Origin of the sequence: Flavobacterium frigidimaris, from assembly GCF_002217275.1 — a bacterium.
Taxonomy (GTDB): Bacteria; Bacteroidota; Bacteroidia; order Flavobacteriales; family Flavobacteriaceae; genus Flavobacterium; species Flavobacterium aquidurense.
The window spans coordinates 213,316-233,819 of sequence record NZ_MUGV01000015.1 but is presented as its reverse complement, the minus strand read 5'-3'; the positions used below and the strand labels follow the sequence as shown (position 1 = coordinate 233,819).

Sequence of the window (20,504 nt, the reverse complement as noted above, 5' to 3'; positions counted from 1 at the left end):
CCATTCGTTGCGACGAATGGCTTTCTATTATGATATATATTCCAAAGTACGTTCGAGCGCCATTCCTCTGGATCCTTTTATTAAAATACTGTTATTTTCAAAATGTATAGCTTTGAGATGATTTGAAAAATCTTCAAAAGTCTCAAAAAATCGAATATTTTCGTCTGAAACTTTATTATCATAAAATGATTTGCCAATCAAATAACAAATTGATTTATTTTGATTCAATAAAGACTCAACGATGATTTTATGTTCTTGCTGACTTTCTTTTCCTAATTCGAACATATCTCCTAAAACCATAACTTTATTTGGGCTATCCAACTGAAGAAAATTTGTAATAGCAACAGCCATACTGCTCGGATTCGCATTATAGGCATCCAAAATAATTTGGTTTGATCCTTTTTTCAGTAATTGAGACCTGTTATTTTCCGGAATATAATTTTCGATTGCCTCTTTTACAGCTTCATTATCTACTTTAAAATAACGACCAATTGAAACTGCCGCATTTATATTATTTGAGTTATACAAGCCAATTAAATGTGATTCAACGTTGAAGTTTTCATACGCTATTACTACAAAAGGATTTGCAGTAATTTTTTTAATTTTCACATCGGCTTTGTTATCGTTTATACCAAAAGTAAATGATTTTATACCTGCAGCTTTTTCAATCTGAATTGGATCTTCAAGATTAACAAAAGCCAATTTATCCTTCCTGGCTAAATACTGATACATTTCGCTTTTACCTTCAATTACACCTTCCACACCACCAAAACCTTCTAAATGAGCTTTTCCAAAATTGGTAATATATCCATAATCTGGCTGGGCAATTTCACATAAAAATGCAATTTCTTTTTTATGATTCGCCCCCATCTCTACAATTCCAATTTCAGTTTCAGTATTAAAACTTAATAATGTTAATGGAACTCCAATATGATTATTCAGATTTCCAACCGTAGCTTTCGTTTTATATTTTTTAGACAAAACTACATTAATAAGCTCTTTCGTAGTTGTTTTACCATTACTGCCTGTCAGGGCAATAATTGGTAATTTTAAATAAGCACGATGAAATTTTGCCAACTCCTGTAAAGTTTCTAAACTATTTTGAACCAGAATCGTTCTTTCATCAATTAGATAAGATTCATTATCAATAATAACGAATAAAGCTCCTAACTCCAGTGCTTGTTTAGCAAAAGTATTTGCATCAAAGTTTTCACCTTTAATAGCAAAAAAAATAGAATCTTTTTCAATTTTTCTTGTATCAATTGAAAGCGATTTACATTGTAAAAACAGGTTATGAATTTCTTGAATATTCATTTATAAAATTTTTAATAGATCGTAAAAGTAGAAAAAAATTAATACAAAAAATTCCAAATTCCACACTGAAATGTTCAGCTTTTGGAATTTGGAATTTTTGTTATTAAATTTTTAAATCTTAGTTTCTAGGCGATTTTCTTTTTTCCGCTTTTGAACCTACTCTAGACATTGCACATCTGAATCCGATGTAATCAGTTGCCATATCCTGAGGGAAATATCTTCTTTGAGCCGGATCTAACCAATATGCTCTGTCTCTCCAAGAACCTCCTTTGTAAACTCTTACTTTATCGTCGATTAAAGTTGTACGTTTACTAGAGTTGTCATATTTTCTAATCATCTTACCTAAACTATCAGTAGTGATATTATGTTTAGGAGAATTGTACATTGCCTGATCTGTTTTTGGTCCTGACTCAGAATCTCCAAAATCAAAATATCTGGAAGATTGTTTGTCACCATCTCTATAATTGATATTGTCGCTTGTACTGAAATTTGTTCTCAAGTATGTTTCTTGTTCATCAACCGGTACCTGAGCAATTTCTCCAGGAAGATTTCTTGCTACAACTTTACCATTACTTAAAGTATCATATTTAATACTCGCTGTTGAAACGATTTCAATTTTACCGTCTTTACCAATTTTGTTTTTAGCATATTGATTTCCTCTATAGTAGTTAAAATCATTTGCCTCATTGTCAATAATAGGTCTGTAAACATCGGCAACCCATTCTGCAACGTTACCAGCCATATCGTACAATCCGAAATCATTTGGAGCATAACTTTTTACAGAGTTTGTAATATCAGCTCCATCATCAGACCAACCTGCAATTCCACCGTAATCACCGTTTCCTTGTTTAAAGTTAGCCAATTGATCCCCTTTGTTTTTACGTTTTGATGAACGTGTATAATCTCCAGACCAAGGGTATTTCTTTTGTCCTTTGTAGATGTTATATTCTCTTTGTCCAACATCGGCTGCAGCTGCATATTCCCATTCTGCTTCGGTTGGAAGTCTGTACTCTGGCAAAATAACTCCTGAAGAACGTTGTGCATATACATTTTTCTCTTCTGGTACTACTCCGTCTTTTCCAGCTTTAGGTCTTCTTCCTGATGGATTTTTCTTTAATACAATTTCTTCATTACCACCATAAGTTGTAGATGGAGATGCAAGATAAGCTTCTGTATTAAACAAACTTTCAGCGCTAACATCTTGTGTTTTTGCACCTTTTTTAATGTATCCGTCTTTTTCAAGAACAGCTTCATTCACACGGTCTGTTCTCCATTTACTAAATTCAACTGCCTGAATCCAGTTTACACCAACTACAGGATAGTTTGCATAGGAAGGATGTCTTAAGTAGTTGTTAGTCATCGTTTCATTGTATCCTAAACGATTTCTCCAAACTAAAGTATCTGGTGATGCTCCTTCGTAAATATTCTTGTAATTTTCTTCTGTTGGAGGAAAAACTTTCTTCAACCACTCCAGGTATTCTAAGTACATACCGTTCGTAACTTCGGTTTCATCCATATAGAATGATTGAACGTGTTGTTGAGTTGGTGTGTTATTCCAATCGTGCATAACATCATCCTGTACTTTACCCATAGTAAATGTACCTCCTTCAACAAAAACTAAACCAGGACCAGCCTGTTGTTTTTTTCCTGCATTTCTGGCAGAAGTTCCATTCTGACTATCCACGTCCCAACCTGTTGCTCGAGAAGCGTGAGTGGAACTCGATTTTTTGCTACAACTAGCCGTGCCTAACATCAATACCATTGACATCATTAATTGCAAGACTACAATTTTGTTTACTTTCATACTCATTCTTAGGTGATAAATTTAGGTGCTGCAATATAATAATTAACATTTAATTAGCAACATCTGTTCTAATAATTTTATTTCACTGTTTTTTACCAGAAAATAACCTATAGTTACGAACGCAAAAATATACTTTTTATTATTTACTGTAACATGAAATACTATATTTTTACTTACTAAAATAATTTAAAAATAATTTCTACTTTTCAACTTATGAAACAGTCCCTAATCTTATATTTTTTTATGCTTCCAATTTTGGCATTTTCCCAAATAAATGGGGACTTTACAATAGATTGGCAAACTAAAAAAGAAATGAGTTTTGGCGATTTCAAAACAGTCATCCCTTACTTTTCCGGCAATAGTTTTAGGTATGATAGTACAAAAAAAAGCATAATATTATTGCTTAATTTGAACCAATCTAATTACTCCAACGACTCTTCTGTACAAATTTCCAATATTATTTATGAAACAGTCTCAATATCTGATTTAGGTGATTTATCGCTCGAAAATATTCCGGCAAAACCAAATGAAACGTTAAAAATTGCTTTTTCAAGAGATAAAAAACAAATTTTCATATCACTTTCACCTATTATAAAGGAAGGAAACAGCTTTAAACGTATTCGGTCATTCTCTTATAATTTAAACAACAATACATCCAAAAACAGTAACATTTCTTTCGCGCAAAAATCAAATAGCATTCAAAATTCTATTTTAGCGACTGGAGATTGGTATCGCTTTTACATTGAAAAATCAGGTGTTTATAAAATTTCAAAAGCATTTTTACAGAGTTTGGGATTTGACGCTTCTAAGGTTGATCCAAAAAGAATTAAAATCTACGGAAACGGAGGAAAAATGCTACCTTTAATGAACAGCACTTATTACCCGAATGATTTAACTGAGAATGCTATTCAGATTATTGGCGAATCTGACGGGGTTTTTAACAATGATGATTACATTCTTTTTTATGCTGAAGGAACTGATAACTGGAACACGGAGAGTCAGACAAATCTCAATTTATTCGACAACAAATCTTATTATTATATAACTGTAAATGGTGGCGATGGTAAAAGGATTTTAAACCTGAATCAACCTTCTGCAAACACCACACTCGAGCTAAACACGTTTGATGACTATCAATTTCACGAAATCGACCAGACAAACATTGCTCACTTAGGACGTCAATGGTTCGGCGAATCATTTGACATCAATCAGGAACAGGAATTTACATTTACATTTCCGAATCTTGAAACAGCAGTACCATTAAAAATTGAAGTTAACAGTGCTTCAGCTGCCTACACTCCTACTTCGTTTGTAATTACTGCCAATGGACAAAGTATTGGTACTATAAATTTTAATGCCTTAGTACAAAGTTCAGAAGTCAGGTTTTACACAGGAAAACTGCCTGCAAACACTACATTTAACGGATCCGAAAGTGTAAAAATAAAACTTACCTATAATAATAACGGTGTTCCGGGATCAAAAGGATACTTGGACTATATCAATATAACCGCAAAAAGAAAGCTTCTTGGAATCGGAAAACAATTTAAATTCCAGTATGACTTAGCGGGTTCTACGGCAGGAATCGCAAATTACACTATTGGAAATGCAGCAGGAATTTCTCAAATTTGGGATATTACAGACCTATATAATGTATCAAAAGTGGAAAACTCCAATCAGACTACTTTTAGCTTTAAAGCTTCTTTAGGAGAAATTCGAAAATACATTGCCATAGATCCCGCCGATTATTTCAGTCCTTTAAAAGAAAGTCAGTCAAAAATTACCAATCAAAACCTGAAAGGAACTCTTTTTAAGAACGCTCAGAACAGCTTTCAGGATATCGATTACATCATTATTACGCCAAAGTCTTTAGTTTCTCAAGCTGAAAAACTAGCTAGTTTTCATCGTTCTTACTCTAATTTAAGCACAAAAGTAATTGCATTAGAAAATATCTATCAGGAATTTTCTTCCGGAAAACAAGATATTGCAGCTATAAGAAATTGCATTAAATACATTTACGAAAATGCTTCTTCTCCAGAGAAAAGAGTAAAATACATCAATCTATTTGGAGACGCTTCATTCGATTACAAAGATCGAATTTCAAACAACACCAATATTGTACCTATATACCATTCCTTAAATAGTAATACAATTGGAGAATCTTCATTTGCTTCTGATGATTTTTACGGACTTATGGATCCAGATGAGGGAAATGTAATTTCGTTTTTTGGAGGAATTGACATTGCAGTTGGAAGAATGCTGGTTTCAGACAATGCTCAGGCCGGAGAAATGGTTAATAAAGTACTAGAATATCATGACGCAAAATCTTACGGAAACTGGAGAAATAACTTTGTTTTAGTTAGTGATGATTCAGATCAAAGTTCAGATGCTTCTTTACAGTCCAGGCAAAATAGTTTAGCCGATGGGATTGCTACTGAAAAACCCTTTTTCAATATTGACAAAATTATTCTCGACTCTTATACACAGGAAGCTTCTGCTGGTGGTTCGAGATACCCAAAAGCAAGAAGCGATTTTTTTGATGCTTTTGAAAAAGGAGCGTTGGTTTTTAATTATTTAGGACATGGTGGTGAAGATGGTCTCGCAAGTGAAAGAATTTGGGAAAAATCAGATGGTCAAAACTTAAATAATCAATATAAATATCCGTTATTCATCACTATCACATGTGAGTTTTCGAGATTTGACGATCCAACAAGACCAACGGCCGGTGAATATACTTTTTGGAATCCAAAGGGGGGCGCCATTTCTATGCTAACAACCATTCGGGCAATTGGTCAATTTAATGCTGAAAACTTCAATGATAGTTTAAGCAAAAATCTATTTTCATACGGATCAAACCAATACACAACAATTGCAGAAGCACTCCGAATTTCAAAAAATGAAAACCCAAGTTACTCAAGTAATGTTATTTTTTACATTGGAGACCCCGCTTTGATGTTAGCCATTCCTAAACCACGAATAAATTTAACAAAAGTAAACGATGTTGTGATCTCACAACCAATTCCAGATCTTAAATCACTGTCAAAAATTAAAATTTCCGGAGAAATCACAGACGAAAACAACACTTTATTAAGTAATTATAATGGCGAATTAGCCACTGCTATTTTTGACAAATTAATTACAGCTTCAACTTTAAATAATGATGGATATAGCCCTGCAATGTCATTCAAAACCCTTGGAGAAACTATTTTCAGAGGAAACGCAAGCGTAACCAACGGTCAATTTGAATTTAGTTTTGTTGTTCCGAGAGACATACGAATTGCTGTTGATTATGGAAGAATTAGTTTTTATTCTAAAAAAAATCAACCAATAGAAAACCAATCCGGCTATAGTACTATTATTAAAATTGGCGGAATAAACGAAAATGCACCTCAGGACAATATTAGTCCAAAAGTGAAGTTATATATGAACGACGAAACTTTTGTTTCAGGTGGCATTACAAATAGTTCTCCATTTCTACTGGCTCTTTTAGAAGATGAAAATGGTATAAATACCGCCAGCGGAATTGGCCACGATATTGTTGCAATTTTAGACGGTGATGTAAGTAATCCGTATGTTTTGAATGATTATTATCAAACAAAATTAGATGATTATACTAATGGAAATTTACGTTTCCCATTACGAGATTTAGCAGCAGGAATGCATACAATAAGTTTTACAGCCTGGGATGTTTACAACAATCCGGTAACAAGTGAAATCCAATTTGTTGTAGTAGGAGATGAATCTTTGACATTAACACACGTTCTTAATTATCCAAATCCGTTTTCGACCTATACTCAGTTCTGGTTTTCGCATAACAGACCTTACGAACCTTTGGACGTCCAGGTTCAGGTAATGACAATCACAGGAAAAGTAGTATGGACAAAAAATCAAATCATTACTACAGAAGGTTTTTTATCAAGAGAAATAACCTGGGATGGCAGAGACGATTTTGGAGACAGAATTGGAAAAGGAGTTTACATTTACAAACTTACAGTCAAATCTAATTTGACAAATAAAAAGGCAGAAAAATACGAAAAGCTTGTCATCCTATAATAATATATATATTTGTACAATAAATACCATTATTTCTATAAATGAAAAAAATATCACTTTTATTAATTTGTTTTTTAATTGTTACGTACGTCAAAGCCCAAGATCGACCTATTACAACTGGAGTTCCATTTTTATTAGTAGCCGCTGATGCAAGAGCAGCAGGTCTCGCAGATCAGGGTGTAGCAACTTCTGCCGATGTATTTTCCCAACAATGGAATCCAGCAAAATATGCTTTTTCAGAAGACAAACAAGGTTTCTCAATCAGTTATACTCCATATCTTACTGATTTAGCCAATGACATCTCACTTGGCCAATTAACATATTATAATAAGATCAACGAAAAAAGTGCTTTTGCAACAAGCTTTCGTTATTTTGGTTTTGGAGATATTGAACTAAGAACTACGGGCGATCCAAACGAAGCTGCAAGAATAGTATCACCAAACGAATTTGCGTTAGATGGATCCTATTCTTTAAAGTTAAGCGAGAAATTCTCAATGGCTGTTGCAGGAAGGTATATTCGCTCCAATTTAAAAATTGCTTCAGAAGATATTGATGCTTCTGCTGCAGGATCTTTTGCGGTAGATGTAGCCGGATTCTATCAATCAGAAGAAATTGCCTATACTGATTTCAATGGAAGATGGAGAGCAGGTTTTAACATTCAAAATCTAGGACCAAAAATCCATTATGACAATGATGATTTAAGCTCTAACTTTTTACCAGCCAATTTAAGACTAGGTGGAGGTTTCGATTTCATATTAGATGATTACAACAAAGTTAATCTTAGTGTTGAATTTACTAAGTTATTAGTTCCAACTCCTCCGGGACCCGGAACACCTGTTGACGCTAACGGCGATGGTGATTTTACCGATCCGGGAGATATTTCGCAAGAACAAGCCAATGCCAACAATTACAACAATTATCATGACATAGGTTGGGTTGAAGGAATTTTCAAATCATTTGGAGACGCTCCAGACGGTTTTAGCGAAGAATTAAAAGAAGTTACCTATAGTGTTGCCGGAGAATATATGTATCAGGATGCTTTTGCAGTTCGTGCAGGTTATTTTCATGAAAGTCCGGAAAAAGGAGCCAGACAGTTCTTTTCATTAGGAGCAGGTTTCAAATATAATATCGTAAAAGTTGATGTTTCCTATTTATTCTCGACTTCAAAAGTTAAAAATCCGTTAGAAAACACACTTCGTTTTTCTTTAACGTTTAACTTTGGCGACAAATATGAAACTTATTAAAGAGACAAAATAAAAAACAATAACAATCCAAATTTCTATTTTTTTAGAAATTTGGATTTTTTTTCCCATAAAAACAATGAAAGAAATAAGCGTTACATCATCATTTGTAGTATATGACAACTTAAAAGAGCTTTCACCAGAAATTCAGGACTTAATGAATCAGGCTGTTGAAATTCGCAAAAAAGCATACGCTCCTTATTCTCAGTTTAGAGTTGGCGCTGCCTTACTTTTAGATAACGGAAAAATAGTTTTAGGATCAAACCAGGAAAACGCTGCCTATCCGTCAGGATTATGCGCAGAACGTGTAGCAATTTTTCATGCAGGAAGTGTTTATCCGGAAGCTAAAATTCTAAAAATGGCAATTACTGCCGCTTCAGATACTAATAAGACAACAGCTCCAATTCCTCCTTGCGGTTCTTGCCGACAGTCAATTGCAGAATACGAAATTAAGCAGGATACTCCTATCGAAATCTATTTTATGGGCGAAATTGGTGAAGTTTATCAATCAGCTTCCCTAAAAAACTTACTTCCTTTTATGTTTGATAAAAAGTTCTTATAAAAAAAAGCCAAAAAGTAGCGTTTAAATTTTAGTTCTTAAATCTAATGTCTTATTTTTGCATCCCGACCTTTCGGGCGCAAATTTGTGGGAGGAAACTATTTTGCGTTATAGGCAACAATTGATAACACAAACAACTTTAGCAAAAGAAAGAATTCAGATGAAAGAAGTTACAAAAGAAGTATATTTAAAGTGGTACGAAGACATGCTGCTTTGGAGAAAGTTTGAAGACAAACTTGCAGCATTATACATTCAACAAAAAGTTAGAGGTTTTCTACACTTATATAATGGTCAGGAAGCTGTTTTAGCGGGCGCTTTGCACGCTATGGATTTGACCAAAGACAAAATGATTACTGCTTACAGAAACCACGTGCAGCCAATTGGTATGGGAGTTGATCCCAGACGCGTTATGGCTGAACTTTTAGGAAAAGCAACAGGAACTTCTAAAGGTATGGGAGGTTCTATGCACATTTTCTCTAAAGAACACCGTTTTTACGGAGGTCACGGAATCGTAGGTGGACAAATTCCGGTAGGAGCTGGTTTAGCTTTTGCTGATAAATATTTTGAAACTGGTGGAGTTACTATGACTTACTTTGGTGACGGAGCTGCAAGACAAGGTTCATTACACGAAGCTTTCAACATGGCAATGCTATGGAAACTTCCAGTTGTATTTATCGTTGAAAACAATGGTTATGCAATGGGAACTTCTGTTGAAAGAACTGCAAATCACACTGACATCTGGAAACTTGGTTTAGGATACGAAATGCCTTGCGGACCAGTTGACGGAATGAATCCTGTAAAAGTTGCCGAAGCAATGACAGAAGCTATCGAAAGAGCTCGTCGTGGAGACGGACCAACTTTCCTTGAAATGAAAACATACCGTTACAGAGGACACTCTATGTCTGATGCACAACTATACCGCTCTAAAGAAGAGGTTGAAGAATACAAAAAAATTGACCCTATTACACAAGTTTTAGATGTAATTATGGATCAAAAATATGCTACACAAGAAGAAATTGATGCAATTGACCAAAAGGTTAAAGACTTGGTTGAAGAATGTGTGAAATTCGCTGAAGAATCTCCATATCCTGAATTACAACAATTATACGACGTAGTATACGCACAAGAAGACTATCCATTTACACCTCATAAACTATAATATATTATGGCGATAAAAGTAACAATGCCTCGTTTGAGCGATACTATGACGGAAGGAACGGTAGCGACTTGGTTAAAAAAAGTAGGCGACAAAATTAGCGAAGGAGATATCCTTGCTGAAATTGAAACAGACAAAGCGACAATGGAGTTCGAATCTTTTAACGAAGGAACTCTTTTACATATTGGAATTCAGGCTGGAGAAACTGCTCCTGTTGATTCCTTATTAGCAATTATTGGAAACGAAGGAGAAGACATTTCAGCTTTATTGGCTGGTGGTGACGCTCCTGCTGCAGAAGCTCCAAAAGCGGAAGCTGCTCCGGCTGCTGAAGCAAAAACAGAAACTGCTGCTCCTGCAAAAGCTGCATCTGCATTACCAAAAGGTGTTGTAGTTGTAACTATGCCTCGTTTGAGCGACACTATGACTGAAGGAACAGTTGCAACCTGGTTGAAAAAAGTAGGTGATGCTGTTGCTGAAGGTGATATCTTAGCAGAAATTGAAACAGACAAAGCTACTATGGAGTTTGAGTCTTTCAATGAAGGAACATTATTATACATCGGAATTCAGGAAGGAAATACAGCTCCTGTTGATAGTCTATTAGCTATCATCGGGCCTGCCGGAACTGATATTACTGGAATTGCTGATAACTATACTGCCGGAGGTACTACAACTGCAAGCGCTCCTGCAACTGAAGAAAAAGCAGCTCCTGCAACTGAAGAAAAAGCAACTGAAGCAACTGCTGATACTTCATCAAATGGAGGAAGAATTTTAGCTTCGCCCTTAGCGAAGAAAATCGCTTCTGACAAAGGAATCCAATTAACTCAGGTTAAAGGTTCTGGAGAAAACGGACGTATCGTAAAAAGCGATATCGAAAACTTTACTCCATCTGCGCAAGCACAACCTGCTGCAACTTCTGCTGCTAAACCACAAGAAGCTGCCGCTCCTGCTGCACCAAAAGTATTTGTTCCTGCTGGAGAAGTTTTTACAGAAGAGATCAAAAACTCTCAAATGCGTAAAATTATCGCAAAACGTCTTGCTGAGTCATTATTTACTGCACCTCACTATAACTTAGTGATCGAAGTAAGCATGGACGATGCAATGGCAGCAAGAGCGACAATTAATACTGTTCCGGATACAAAAGTATCTTTCAACGATATGGTAATTAAAGCTTGTGCTCTAGCCTTGAAAAAGCATCCAAAAATTAACTCACAATGGAAAGAAGATGCTATCATCATCAACCACCACGTTAACATTGGAGTTGCTGTAGCTGTTGAAGACGGATTAGTAGTTCCTGTATTGAAATTCACTGACGCTATGAGTTTATCTCAAATTGGCGCTTCAGTAAGAGATCTTGCAGGAAGAGCTAAAAACAAAAAATTAGGACCACAAGAAATGGAAGGAAGTACTTTTACAGTATCTAACCTTGGAATGTTTGGTATCACTGAATTCAATTCAATTATCAACCAACCAAACTCTGCTATTCTTTCTGTAGGTGCAATTGTTGAAAAACCAGTAGTTAAAAACGGTCAGATTGTAGCTGGAAACACAATGATGTTATCATTAGCGTGTGACCACAGAACAATTGATGGTGCAACTGGTGCTCAGTTCTTACAAACATTAAAACAATACATCGAAAGCCCGGTTACAATGTTGGCATAATTTTTTTGTCAGCCTGATCGAAATCGAAGGTTATATTTAATAAAATCCCGTTTTGTTTATTCAAAACGGGATTTTTTATTTAATTTCATCCTCAAAATTCAATACTTCATAAAATGAAAAAACTAATCCTTGTAACTTTATTCCTGACAGCCATCGCCTGCCAGAAAAAAGAGCAAACCGAAAAACCAGCAGTTGTTACAGACGAACACAGTTTCTCTAAACCAGCACTTGCTGTAGTAAAACATTTGGATCTCGACATCAAAGTTGATTTTGATACGCAGACTATCTCAGGAAAAGCTTCCTGGACAATTGACAATGTGAGTAAAGGAAATGAAATTATCTTCGACGAAAACACGTTAAATATTACCAAAGTAACTTTAGGAGACGAAGAAAAAGAAACCAAATTTGAATTGGGTACAGCAGTAGAATTCCACGGAAAACCGCTTCATGTTACAATCGAACCAAATACCACCAAAGTTAATATCTACTATAGCAGCACAAAAGATGCTGTAGCACTACAATGGCTGAATCCACAACAGACAGCCGACAAAAAGAAACCTTTTGTTTTCTCTCAGGGAGAAAGCATTTGGTCACGTACCTGGATTCCGTGTCAGGATTCACCGGGAATTCGTTTTACTTATAATGCAAAAGTTACCGTTCCTAAAGATTTAATGGCCGTAATGAGTGCTTCAGTAAATCCTCAGAAAAAGAACGATACCGGAGTTTATACTTTTAAACAAGACAAAGCAATTCCGTCTTACTTAATGGCTATTGCAGTTGGAGATATTGAATTTCAGGCTATAGATAACAGGACTGGTGTGTACGCAGAACCTTCTTTACTAAAAAAAGCTGCCTGGGAATTTGCTGAATTAGGAAAAATGGTTGGCGCTGCTGAAAAACTATACGGCCCATACCGTTGGGGACGTTATGATGTATTGGTTTTACCTCCAAGTTTTCCTTATGGCGGAATGGAGAATCCAAACTTAACTTTTTTAACTCCGGGCGTTATTGCGGGTGATCGTTCATTAACAAGCTTATTAGCGCACGAATTAGGCCACAGCTGGAGCGGAAATTTAGTTACCAATGCAACCTGGGATGATATTTGGTTAAACGAAGGTTTCACCACTTATGTTGAACACAGAATTGGAGAAGAAATTTTCGGCAAAAAAGAAGCTGAAATGCAGGATGTTTTAACTCGCAAAGACTTAGACGATAATATAGCAGAATATGGCGCTACAAATCCTGATACAAGATTAAAAGTGAGCCTTACAAATAGAAATCCTGACGATGGAATCAGTCAAATTCCTTATGTAAAAGGATATAACTTTTTAAAAGTAATCGAAGCGGCTGTTGGTCGTGAAAAATTCGATCCGTTTATTAAAAACTATTTTGATGCGCATGCTTTTCAATCGATCACAACAGAAGATTTTGTAAAATATCTAAAAGAAAATCTGATCAAAGATGACAAAGCGCTAGCTGACAAAATCAAATTAGACGATTGGATTTACAAACCAGGAGTTCCATCAAATATTACTGCTGTTTCCTCTGAAGATTTTACAACAATAGATAATATTCAGAAAAATTGGAGAACGACTGGTGTTAAAGGATTAAGTGAGAAAATAAAATCAACTACAGAAAAACAGCATTTTATAGACTATTTACCTGCCGATATTACTGTTGAAGAAATGACGACAATCGATAACGAATTCAGTTTTACTAAAAACGGAAACTTCGTTATTAAACGTCAATGGTTCATTCAGGCAATTCGTCATCAATACAAAACTGCTTATCCGGCAATAGAGCAATTTATGATTGCAACAAGCAGAACCGGATCATTGATGTCACTGTATAAGGAATTAGTAAAAACTCCAGAAGGAAAAACCTGGGCAAAACAAATTTTCGAAAAAGCAAAATCAGGTTATCATGCCACAACTGTACAGGCTGTTGATGGGCTATTGAAATAGTTTTCAGTCACAGTTTTCAGTCGCAGTAAACAGTAACAATAAACAGTTTGCATTTTTACACTTTACATCCCCGATTATCAGATAGATAATTCGGGGATTTTTTTTATCCCGTAGGGATTACATGTTGGTAGAAAAAATAACATCCATTTTGATCATTTGTCCCGTTAGGGACTANNTAGTCCCTAACGGGACAAATAGCTATAATACTTGACAATTTATACCAACATGTAATCCCTACGGGATAAATTACAATCGGTTACTCTTTTATTCAAAAAAACAACTCGGGAAAATTGTCCATCACATAGCGTTAATTCTCCATGTTCTAAGATCTGTAATCGTCGCACCTTTGTAATGTCAAAAGACAACAAATAAATAACAACATAAAAATTAAATAAAATGGCACGATTAACAGCATTAAACCCGGAAGAAGTAACAGGAAAAACTAAAGATTTATTCAACGCTGTACAAGCTAAACTAGGTGTTGTTCCGAACATGATGAGAACAATGGGAAATTCTCCGGCAGTATTAGAAGGATATTTAAACTTAAGCGGCGCTCTGAGTCACGGAAAACTAAGTGCCAAAACCGGAGAATTATTAGCTTTAACAATTTCAGAAAAAAACTCATGCGACTACTGTGTTGCGGCTCATACTTTTATTGGAGAAAAATTATTGAAAACCGACCCACAAGTTTTACAAGCGGCGAGAACAGGAAACTCAACTGATGCAAAAACAGAAGCGATTCTTCAATTTGCTAAAACATTAGTTAGTAAAAATGGTTTAGTAAACAACGAAGATGTAAATGCAGTAAAAAATGCAGGAGTCTCAGATGCTGAAATTGCAGAAACTGTTGCTCATGTTGCTTTGAATGTTTTAACCAACTATTTCAACAATACAGCCAATACTGAAATTGATTTTCCAGCAGTTCCAAGTTTAGAACTACAAAACTAATTCAGCAAAAAAACAATTTATAAAGATAGTGGTGAATTCATTCATGACTATCTTTATATTATTAAATGTCAATTATGAGTAATCAGAATGTTTTTACACTAATAAATCCGCAAACAGGCAATCTGGCTTTCAAACTGCTTCCGTTTGGTGACAACAGTCATTTTGATCATTTACAACGCAATAATTTTTTCTCTCTTATTTGGGTTACCAAAGGAAAAGGGAAAGTAAAAGCTGATTTTGCTGAACATCATTTTGAAGAAAATTCACTTCTTGCCTTTTCTCCTTATCAGCCTTTTATGCTTTGTGTAAGCGAACCAATCGAAGGAATTGCAATTCACTTTCATCCCGATTTTTACTGCATTCACATGCATCAAAAAGAGGTTTCCTGCAGCGGTGTTTTATTTAATAATGTTTATCAACCGCCATTTGTTAAAATTACAGACGAAGCTTCTGCCACTTTTAAAATGGTTTTGGATCAAATGAAAACGGAGATTCAAAACACTGATTTGGCGCAATATGAATCTCTGGTTTCTTATTTAAAAATCTTTTTGATTACAGCTTCAAGATTAAAAAATCAGCAATTAGAAGAAATGAAATCGGTTCCGAATTCTAAAGAACCCTTCATTCTTCAAAATTTAAAAGACGCTATCGAAGACAATTTCAAAACCAAACATTCTGCTGGAAATTATGCAGATATGCTGAATATTTCGGCGAAAGCCTTAGCCAAATTATCCAAAAATTATTTCAACAAAACGCTAACCGATCTAATTGCTGAGAGAATCATTATTGAAGCCAAAAGAGAATTATATATGACGAACAAAACCGTTAAAGAAATCGCTTACGAATTAGGTTATGATGATGAACATTATTTCAGTCGATTTTTTAAAACGAATGCCGATGTTTCTCCGCAGTTGTATCGGGAAACGGTAGGATTTGGAAAAATGGAAGCTTAATTTTTATTTTTAGCTTCTATCCATTTTGCCATGTATTTGGTGCTTTTTAAGGTGTGATGCTGCAACAAACTTCCCATGAAATTTTGCAGACGATGACTTTCATAATCACTCATCAGCGAATTAATCTTTGTTATCAAAGCAGTCGAATATTTGCTTAACTGATAACACTCATTCACAACAGCAACTCCATTTTTTTGAGCTTGTTTCCACAAATTTTCATCATGGTAGAATTCAACTGCTTTTTTAGCAAATGTTTCTATATCATCTGAAATAAAACCATTCCAGGGTAAATTTGCATACATTGCCTCAGAACCAATTGTTGTTGTTATGCTTGGTGTACCACATTGCATGGCTTCTAATAATTTTCCTTTTAAGCCCGCTCCAAAACGAATTGGTGCCAAAACTATTCTGGCATTTTTCACCACTTCATTTGCATCTGCTGCTCTTCCCATAATAAAAAAACCGTTTTTAGGCTGATGCAATTGCAACACTTTTTGCGAAGGATAAGCACCATAAACTTCTAAAACTGCTTCTGGAAATTGCTTTTTAATCAAAGGCCAAATCGACTCTTTTAAATATTGAACAGTATTCCAATTGGGTTCATGAAGAAAATTTCCAATGAAAACAAAATTCTTGCGTTCTTCAAACAAAGGCAATTTCAAAAGATCGAGATCCGATATTTCATAAACCAGAAACGGCAAATAATACAATAAATCCGAATCAATCTTAAAAACCTCTTTCAAAACTTTCATTTCAAATTCGGAAATTATAAAAGACAAATCGCATCTTAAAATACTGGCTATTTCACGTTTTGCTACTTCTTCTGACAATAAATCATTCAATGCAAAAGTTCTGTTTTCTTTAAATGCTTTCTGCCTTGCCGTTCTTAAACAATGTAAATCTTCAGTATCTAATAATCGAATTGCTTTTGGACAATTTTCGGCCACACGCCAGCCAAATTGCTCTTCAATCATAAAACGATCAAACAAAACAACATCCGGATTTAATTCGATTACAAAATCATCAAAACTGGAATTATTTAATTCAATTGATTTTTTATCTACTCCAAATTCAGATAAATCAACCATAAAATCACTATCCATTGCCGGACTTGCAAATGTAATTTGAAATCCATTTTGCTTAAAAATAGAGATCAATTGCATCATTCTGCCACCAGCCGCAGACGAATTTGGTTCGGGCCAAACAAAACCAATAATTAAAAGTTTTTTGATCTGATTCATTTTATTTGTTTCAACTTACAAAATAATACTATTTTGCGCGGATTTGCACCATATTTGCTGACTTTCGGTCGTAAAAAAACACTAATTTTGCATAATACTTTTTTCTATAAAATTATGTTAGGATTAAAATTAGCGACAGACCCTCGTTGGGTAAATATAGTCGAATCGAATATCGAAGAAATTTTGACGGATCATGCCTGGTGTGAGCAAAAAGCTGCTTCAAATGCCATTAGCTTAGTTACTTACAACTCTGAATTGGAGGAATTGGTAACTGAAATGCTTGTTATTGCAAGAGAAGAACTAGAGCATTTGCAAATGGTTCATGATCTTATTAAGAAAAAAGGTTTGACCTTAGGGCGAGAAAGAAAAGATCATTATGTAAATGAACTTTTTAAATTCATGAAAAAAGATGGAAGCCGAAAAGACGCACTTTGCGATCGTTTATTATTTTCGGCAATGATTGAAGCTAGAAGCTGTGAACGTTTTAAAGTACTTTCTGAAAATATAAAAGATGAAGAATTAGCCAAATTCTATCGTGACTTAATGATTTCTGAAGCCGGACATTATACTACTTTCTTAGGTTTTGCAAGAAAATATGCTGACAATGTTGATGTTGACAAGCGTTGGAAAGAATGGATAGAATATGAAGGCTCAATCATTACAAATTACGGAAAAAGCGAAACAGTTCACGGATAATATTTTCTTATCTCTATTTTATCTTATTACCTAAATACCTTCATTTGTTATGACAGCAAGTAAAAAGAAATCCGTTTTATTAAAAATAGCTAAATATTTCGGAATAACTTTTGTCGTTATTCTAGGATTACTTTTCTTGATACCTATCATTTTTGCGGATACAATTAAGGAACAAATTAAAAAAACAGCCAACGAAAAACTAAGTGCAGAATTAAATTATTCTGATGTTTCACTTTCGTTTTTTCATCATTTTCCGTCTTTAACTTTAACCTTAAACGATTTGAGTCTTAATGGCTCTGCTCCCTATAAAACTGAAAAATTCATTACTGCAAAAGAAGTTTCTTTCGGAATAAATGTTGCCAGTTTAGTTTTTAGCAAAACAGTAAAAATCGACCAGATTTATTTATCTGATTCCTTTATTAATGTAAAAGTAAATGCAAACGGTGAAGCTAATTACAATATCTACAAATCAACTAAACCTTCAAATCCAAAAGACACAACCGAAACAGCCTTAAAATTAGAGCGAATAGAGATTCTAAACAGTAAAATCATTTACGACGATCAATCAACCAAAGTTCATTTTGATGCCTTCGGATTTAATTACAAAGGAAAAGGGAATCTGGACAAAGCCGTTTTCGATTTATATTCTGTTGCTAAAATTGAAAAATTGAATGTTATTTACGAAGGCGAGCCGTATTTAATGAATAAAAAAGTTGATGCCGATTTAATTACAAAAGTAAACGTCAACTCTTTATCTTTTTTCTTCCAGCAAAATAACCTGAAAATCAATCAGCTACTAGTCGATTTTAAAGGAAATTTCGACTTTTTGAAGGAAGGATACAAAATGAATTTTGTTATTAAATCAGATAATAGCAATTTGAAAGATGTTTTTACAGCTTTTCCACCAAAATATGTTACCTGGCTATCAAAAACCGAATTAAAAGGGAACACTAATTTACTTTTAACGCTAAAAGGAGACTATATCGCGTCAAAAAGTATCGCGCCAGACCTTAATTTAGACATCAAAATTGATAGTGGATTTGTGAATTATAATAAAAGTCCTTTTCCGGTTTCAAATTTATATCTGGATGTAAAAACTAAAGTTCCGTCTTTAAATCCGGATCTTGTGATCGTTGACGCCAAAAATTTGTCTTTAAACATAAATAAAGATTATTTAAAATCTCAATTTCACGTACAAGGTGTAAATACTCCGGATATCAATGGTGAATTTAAAGCTAAAATTGATCTCGGAAAATTAATGAAAGCACTTGGAATTCCGGATGTTGAATTAAAAGGAAATTTAGTTGGTGACGTAAAAACAAACGGAAAATTTGACCCAAAGAACAGACTTTTCCCCGTTACAAAAGGAAATATTGACTTAGAAAACGGTTATTTAAAAACGCCCTATTATCCAAATCCAATTACCAATATTACTATTAAAGCAAAAATTGAAAACAACAAAGGAACTTTTGATGATTTAAAAGTAAGCCTGAAACCTACTCAATTTACGTTTGAAGGAAAACCTGTTTTTGTAGAAGCTGATTTAAGTAATTTTAATGATTTGACTTATGACATCAAAGCAAAAGGAGAATTAGACATCAACAAAATCTACAAAGTTTTCTCTCAAAAAGGATTGGATTTAGATGGTTTTGTAAAAGCTGATTTAGTTTTAAAAGGAAAGCAAAGCGATGCTGAGAAAGGAAATTACAGCAAATTAAACAATAAAGGAACTCTTGAGCTGAGAAATATTGGTATTACATCAGAATATCTTCCGAAGAAATTCATCATTAAAGAAGGTGTTTTCAAAATTAATCAGGATAAAATGTCGTTCAATAACTTTTTGGCTGCTTACGGTCAATCTGATTTTAGAATGAACGGTTACTTGCAAAATGTTTTCAATTATGCAACAACAAATACCGGAGTTTTAAGAGGCTCTTTCACTTCCACTTCACGATATATTAACGTTGATGAGTTTATGTCAAACACAAATGCTGATGCTTCTGTAACAAAAAATCCTGTTCCACAAACGGAAACAAAACCAGCTGAAGCAAAAGGCACTGGCGTTATTATTATTCCAACAAATTTAAATCTACAATTTACAGCAAATGCTCAAAAAGTAAATTTTGACAAACTGAATCTTCAAAATGCCGTTGGTAATCTAAGCATGAACAAAGGCAAATTGACTATGCAGAATACAGGTTTTAATTTAATTGGATGCAATGTCGTTATGAATGCCAATTATCAAGCTGTAACACCTAAAAAAGCAAATTTCGACTACAACATCAAAGCTTCTGATTTTGATATTAAAAGAGCTTACAATGAAATTGAAGTTTTCAGAAAAATGGCGAGCGCTGCTGAAAAAGCACAAGGAATTGTTTCTTTAGATTATCAATTAAAAGGAAGATTAAATGGAAATATGGAACCCGTTTATCCTTCATTAACTGGTGGCGGAACACTTTCTGTGAAAGACGTAAAAGTTAGAGGATTGAAAATGTTTAATGCCGTGAGCAAGGAAACAAGTTCTGAGGCAATGAAAAATCCGGATCTTTCTAAAGTTGACATTAAAACGACGATCAAAAACAACATCATGACGGTTGAACGTTTTAAATTTAAGTTTGCAGGCTTTAGACCAAGAATTGAAGGCACAACAAGTTTAGATGGAAAATTAAATCTAAAAATGCGTCTAGGACTTCCTCCATTGGGGATTTTTGGTATTCCGCTAACGGTTACCGGAACGCAGGATAATCCAAAGATAAAAGTGGGAAGAAAATCTAATGATCTGGAAGAGACAAAGGATACTGAGGAATAAAAGATTAAATTCCAATTCTTTTAAATTCCAAATTCCAATTTTTGCACTGTTTCATTTGAAAACATTATTGACCTTTGTCAAAGTAAAAGACTTGACAAAGGTTTTTTTTT

Annotated in this window: 13 protein-coding genes; 10 read left to right on the top strand and 3 right to left on the bottom strand. The window is 34.4% G+C overall.

What is annotated here, in order from left to right; all coding sequences use genetic code 11:
• Nucleotides 1-27: 27 nt before the first annotated feature.
• Both B0A65_RS08525 and gldJ read right to left on the bottom strand, forming a co-directional pair.
• Nucleotides 28-1,314, bottom strand: a complete 1,287-nt coding sequence (locus B0A65_RS08525) for a UDP-N-acetylmuramoyl-tripeptide--D-alanyl-D-alanine ligase (RefSeq protein ID WP_074660479.1) — start codon at nt 1,312-1,314, stop codon at nt 28-30.
• A 118-nt stretch (nt 1,315-1,432) separates the two neighbouring features.
• A complete protein-coding gene (gene gldJ, locus B0A65_RS08520; protein WP_074660478.1) occupies nt 1,433-3,118 on the bottom strand; it encodes a gliding motility lipoprotein GldJ in 1,686 nt (561 codons plus the stop codon).
• Nucleotides 3,119-3,331: 213 nt separating this feature from the next.
• On the opposite strand from gldJ, the gene porU reads away from it, so the two are divergent.
• From porU to B0A65_RS08480, 8 genes are all read left to right on the top strand, one after another.
• Nucleotides 3,332-7,168 carry a type IX secretion system sortase PorU gene (gene porU / locus B0A65_RS08515; protein ID WP_074660477.1) on the top strand — a complete coding sequence of 1,279 codons (3,837 nt, stop codon included), beginning with the start codon at nt 3,332-3,334 and terminating at the stop codon, nt 7,166-7,168.
• A gap of 41 nt (nt 7,169-7,209) precedes the next feature.
• Complete coding sequence (gene porV, locus B0A65_RS08510) at nt 7,210-8,412, top strand: type IX secretion system outer membrane channel protein PorV (protein ID WP_074660476.1); 1,203 nt, start codon at nt 7,210-7,212, stop codon at nt 8,410-8,412.
• 76 nt (nt 8,413-8,488) lie between these two features.
• The gene (gene cdd, locus B0A65_RS08505; protein ID WP_074660475.1) at nt 8,489-8,971 is read left to right on the top strand and encodes a cytidine deaminase; all 483 of its coding nucleotides are present in this window, start codon (nt 8,489-8,491) and stop codon (nt 8,969-8,971) included.
• 157 nt (nt 8,972-9,128) lie between these two features.
• On the top strand, nt 9,129-10,127 hold the full coding sequence (gene pdhA, locus B0A65_RS08500; protein WP_074660598.1) for a pyruvate dehydrogenase (acetyl-transferring) E1 component subunit alpha: 999 nt from the start codon (nt 9,129-9,131) through the stop codon (nt 10,125-10,127).
• Between the two features lie 6 nt (nt 10,128-10,133).
• A complete protein-coding gene (locus tag B0A65_RS08495) occupies nt 10,134-11,783 on the top strand; it encodes a dihydrolipoamide acetyltransferase family protein (protein WP_074660474.1) in 1,650 nt (549 codons plus the stop codon).
• Nucleotides 11,784-11,896: 113 nt separating this feature from the next.
• The gene (locus tag B0A65_RS08490) at nt 11,897-13,747 is read left to right on the top strand and encodes a hydrolase/aminopeptidase (RefSeq protein WP_074660473.1); all 1,851 of its coding nucleotides are present in this window, start codon (nt 11,897-11,899) and stop codon (nt 13,745-13,747) included.
• 396 nt (nt 13,748-14,143) lie between these two features.
• A complete protein-coding gene (locus B0A65_RS08485) occupies nt 14,144-14,695 on the top strand; it encodes a carboxymuconolactone decarboxylase family protein (RefSeq protein ID WP_074660472.1) in 552 nt (183 codons plus the stop codon).
• A gap of 74 nt (nt 14,696-14,769) precedes the next feature.
• On the top strand, nt 14,770-15,648 hold the full coding sequence (locus B0A65_RS08480) for a helix-turn-helix domain-containing protein (protein WP_074660471.1): 879 nt from the start codon (nt 14,770-14,772) through the stop codon (nt 15,646-15,648).
• On the opposite strand, the gene B0A65_RS08475 is transcribed toward B0A65_RS08480, so the two are convergent.
• Entirely contained in the window at nt 15,645-16,889 is a 1,245-nt protein-coding gene (locus B0A65_RS08475) for a glycosyltransferase family 4 protein (protein WP_074660470.1), read from the bottom strand. The two genes, B0A65_RS08480 and B0A65_RS08475, sit on opposite strands and share 4 nt — an antisense overlap.
• Nucleotides 16,890-17,003: 114 nt before the next feature.
• On the opposite strand from B0A65_RS08475, the gene miaE reads away from it, so the two are divergent.
• On the top strand, nt 17,004-17,585 hold the full coding sequence (gene miaE / locus B0A65_RS08470) for a tRNA-(ms[2]io[6]A)-hydroxylase (protein ID WP_074660596.1): 582 nt from the start codon (nt 17,004-17,006) through the stop codon (nt 17,583-17,585).
• 49 nt (nt 17,586-17,634) lie between these two features.
• Nucleotides 17,635-20,394 carry an AsmA-like C-terminal region-containing protein gene (locus tag B0A65_RS08465; RefSeq protein WP_074660469.1) on the top strand — a complete coding sequence of 920 codons (2,760 nt, stop codon included), beginning with the start codon at nt 17,635-17,637 and terminating at the stop codon, nt 20,392-20,394.
• Nucleotides 20,395-20,504 lie beyond the last annotated feature (110 nt).

Bases quoted from the DNA above. Each gene is read 5' to 3' on its own strand.
- B0A65_RS08525 (WP_074660479.1), bottom strand. From the start codon at position 1,314: ATGAATATTCAAGAAATTCATAACCTGTTTTTACAATGTAAATCGCTT.
- gldJ (WP_074660478.1), bottom strand. From the start codon at position 3,118: ATGAAAGTAAACAAAATTGTAGTCTTGCAATTAATGATGTCAATGGTA.
- porU (WP_074660477.1), top strand. From the start codon at position 3,332: ATGAAACAGTCCCTAATCTTATATTTTTTTATGCTTCCAATTTTGGCA.
- porV (WP_074660476.1), top strand. From the start codon at position 7,210: ATGAAAAAAATATCACTTTTATTAATTTGTTTTTTAATTGTTACGTAC.
- cdd (WP_074660475.1), top strand. From the start codon at position 8,489: ATGAAAGAAATAAGCGTTACATCATCATTTGTAGTATATGACAACTTA.
- pdhA (WP_074660598.1), top strand. From the start codon at position 9,129: ATGAAAGAAGTTACAAAAGAAGTATATTTAAAGTGGTACGAAGACATG.
- B0A65_RS08495 (WP_074660474.1), top strand. From the start codon at position 10,134: ATGGCGATAAAAGTAACAATGCCTCGTTTGAGCGATACTATGACGGAA.
- B0A65_RS08490 (WP_074660473.1), top strand. From the start codon at position 11,897: ATGAAAAAACTAATCCTTGTAACTTTATTCCTGACAGCCATCGCCTGC.
- B0A65_RS08485 (WP_074660472.1), top strand. From the start codon at position 14,144: ATGGCACGATTAACAGCATTAAACCCGGAAGAAGTAACAGGAAAAACT.
- B0A65_RS08480 (WP_074660471.1), top strand. From the start codon at position 14,770: ATGAGTAATCAGAATGTTTTTACACTAATAAATCCGCAAACAGGCAAT.
- B0A65_RS08475 (WP_074660470.1), bottom strand. From the start codon at position 16,889: ATGAATCAGATCAAAAAACTTTTAATTATTGGTTTTGTTTGGCCCGAA.
- miaE (WP_074660596.1), top strand. From the start codon at position 17,004: ATGTTAGGATTAAAATTAGCGACAGACCCTCGTTGGGTAAATATAGTC.
- B0A65_RS08465 (WP_074660469.1), top strand. From the start codon at position 17,635: ATGACAGCAAGTAAAAAGAAATCCGTTTTATTAAAAATAGCTAAATAT.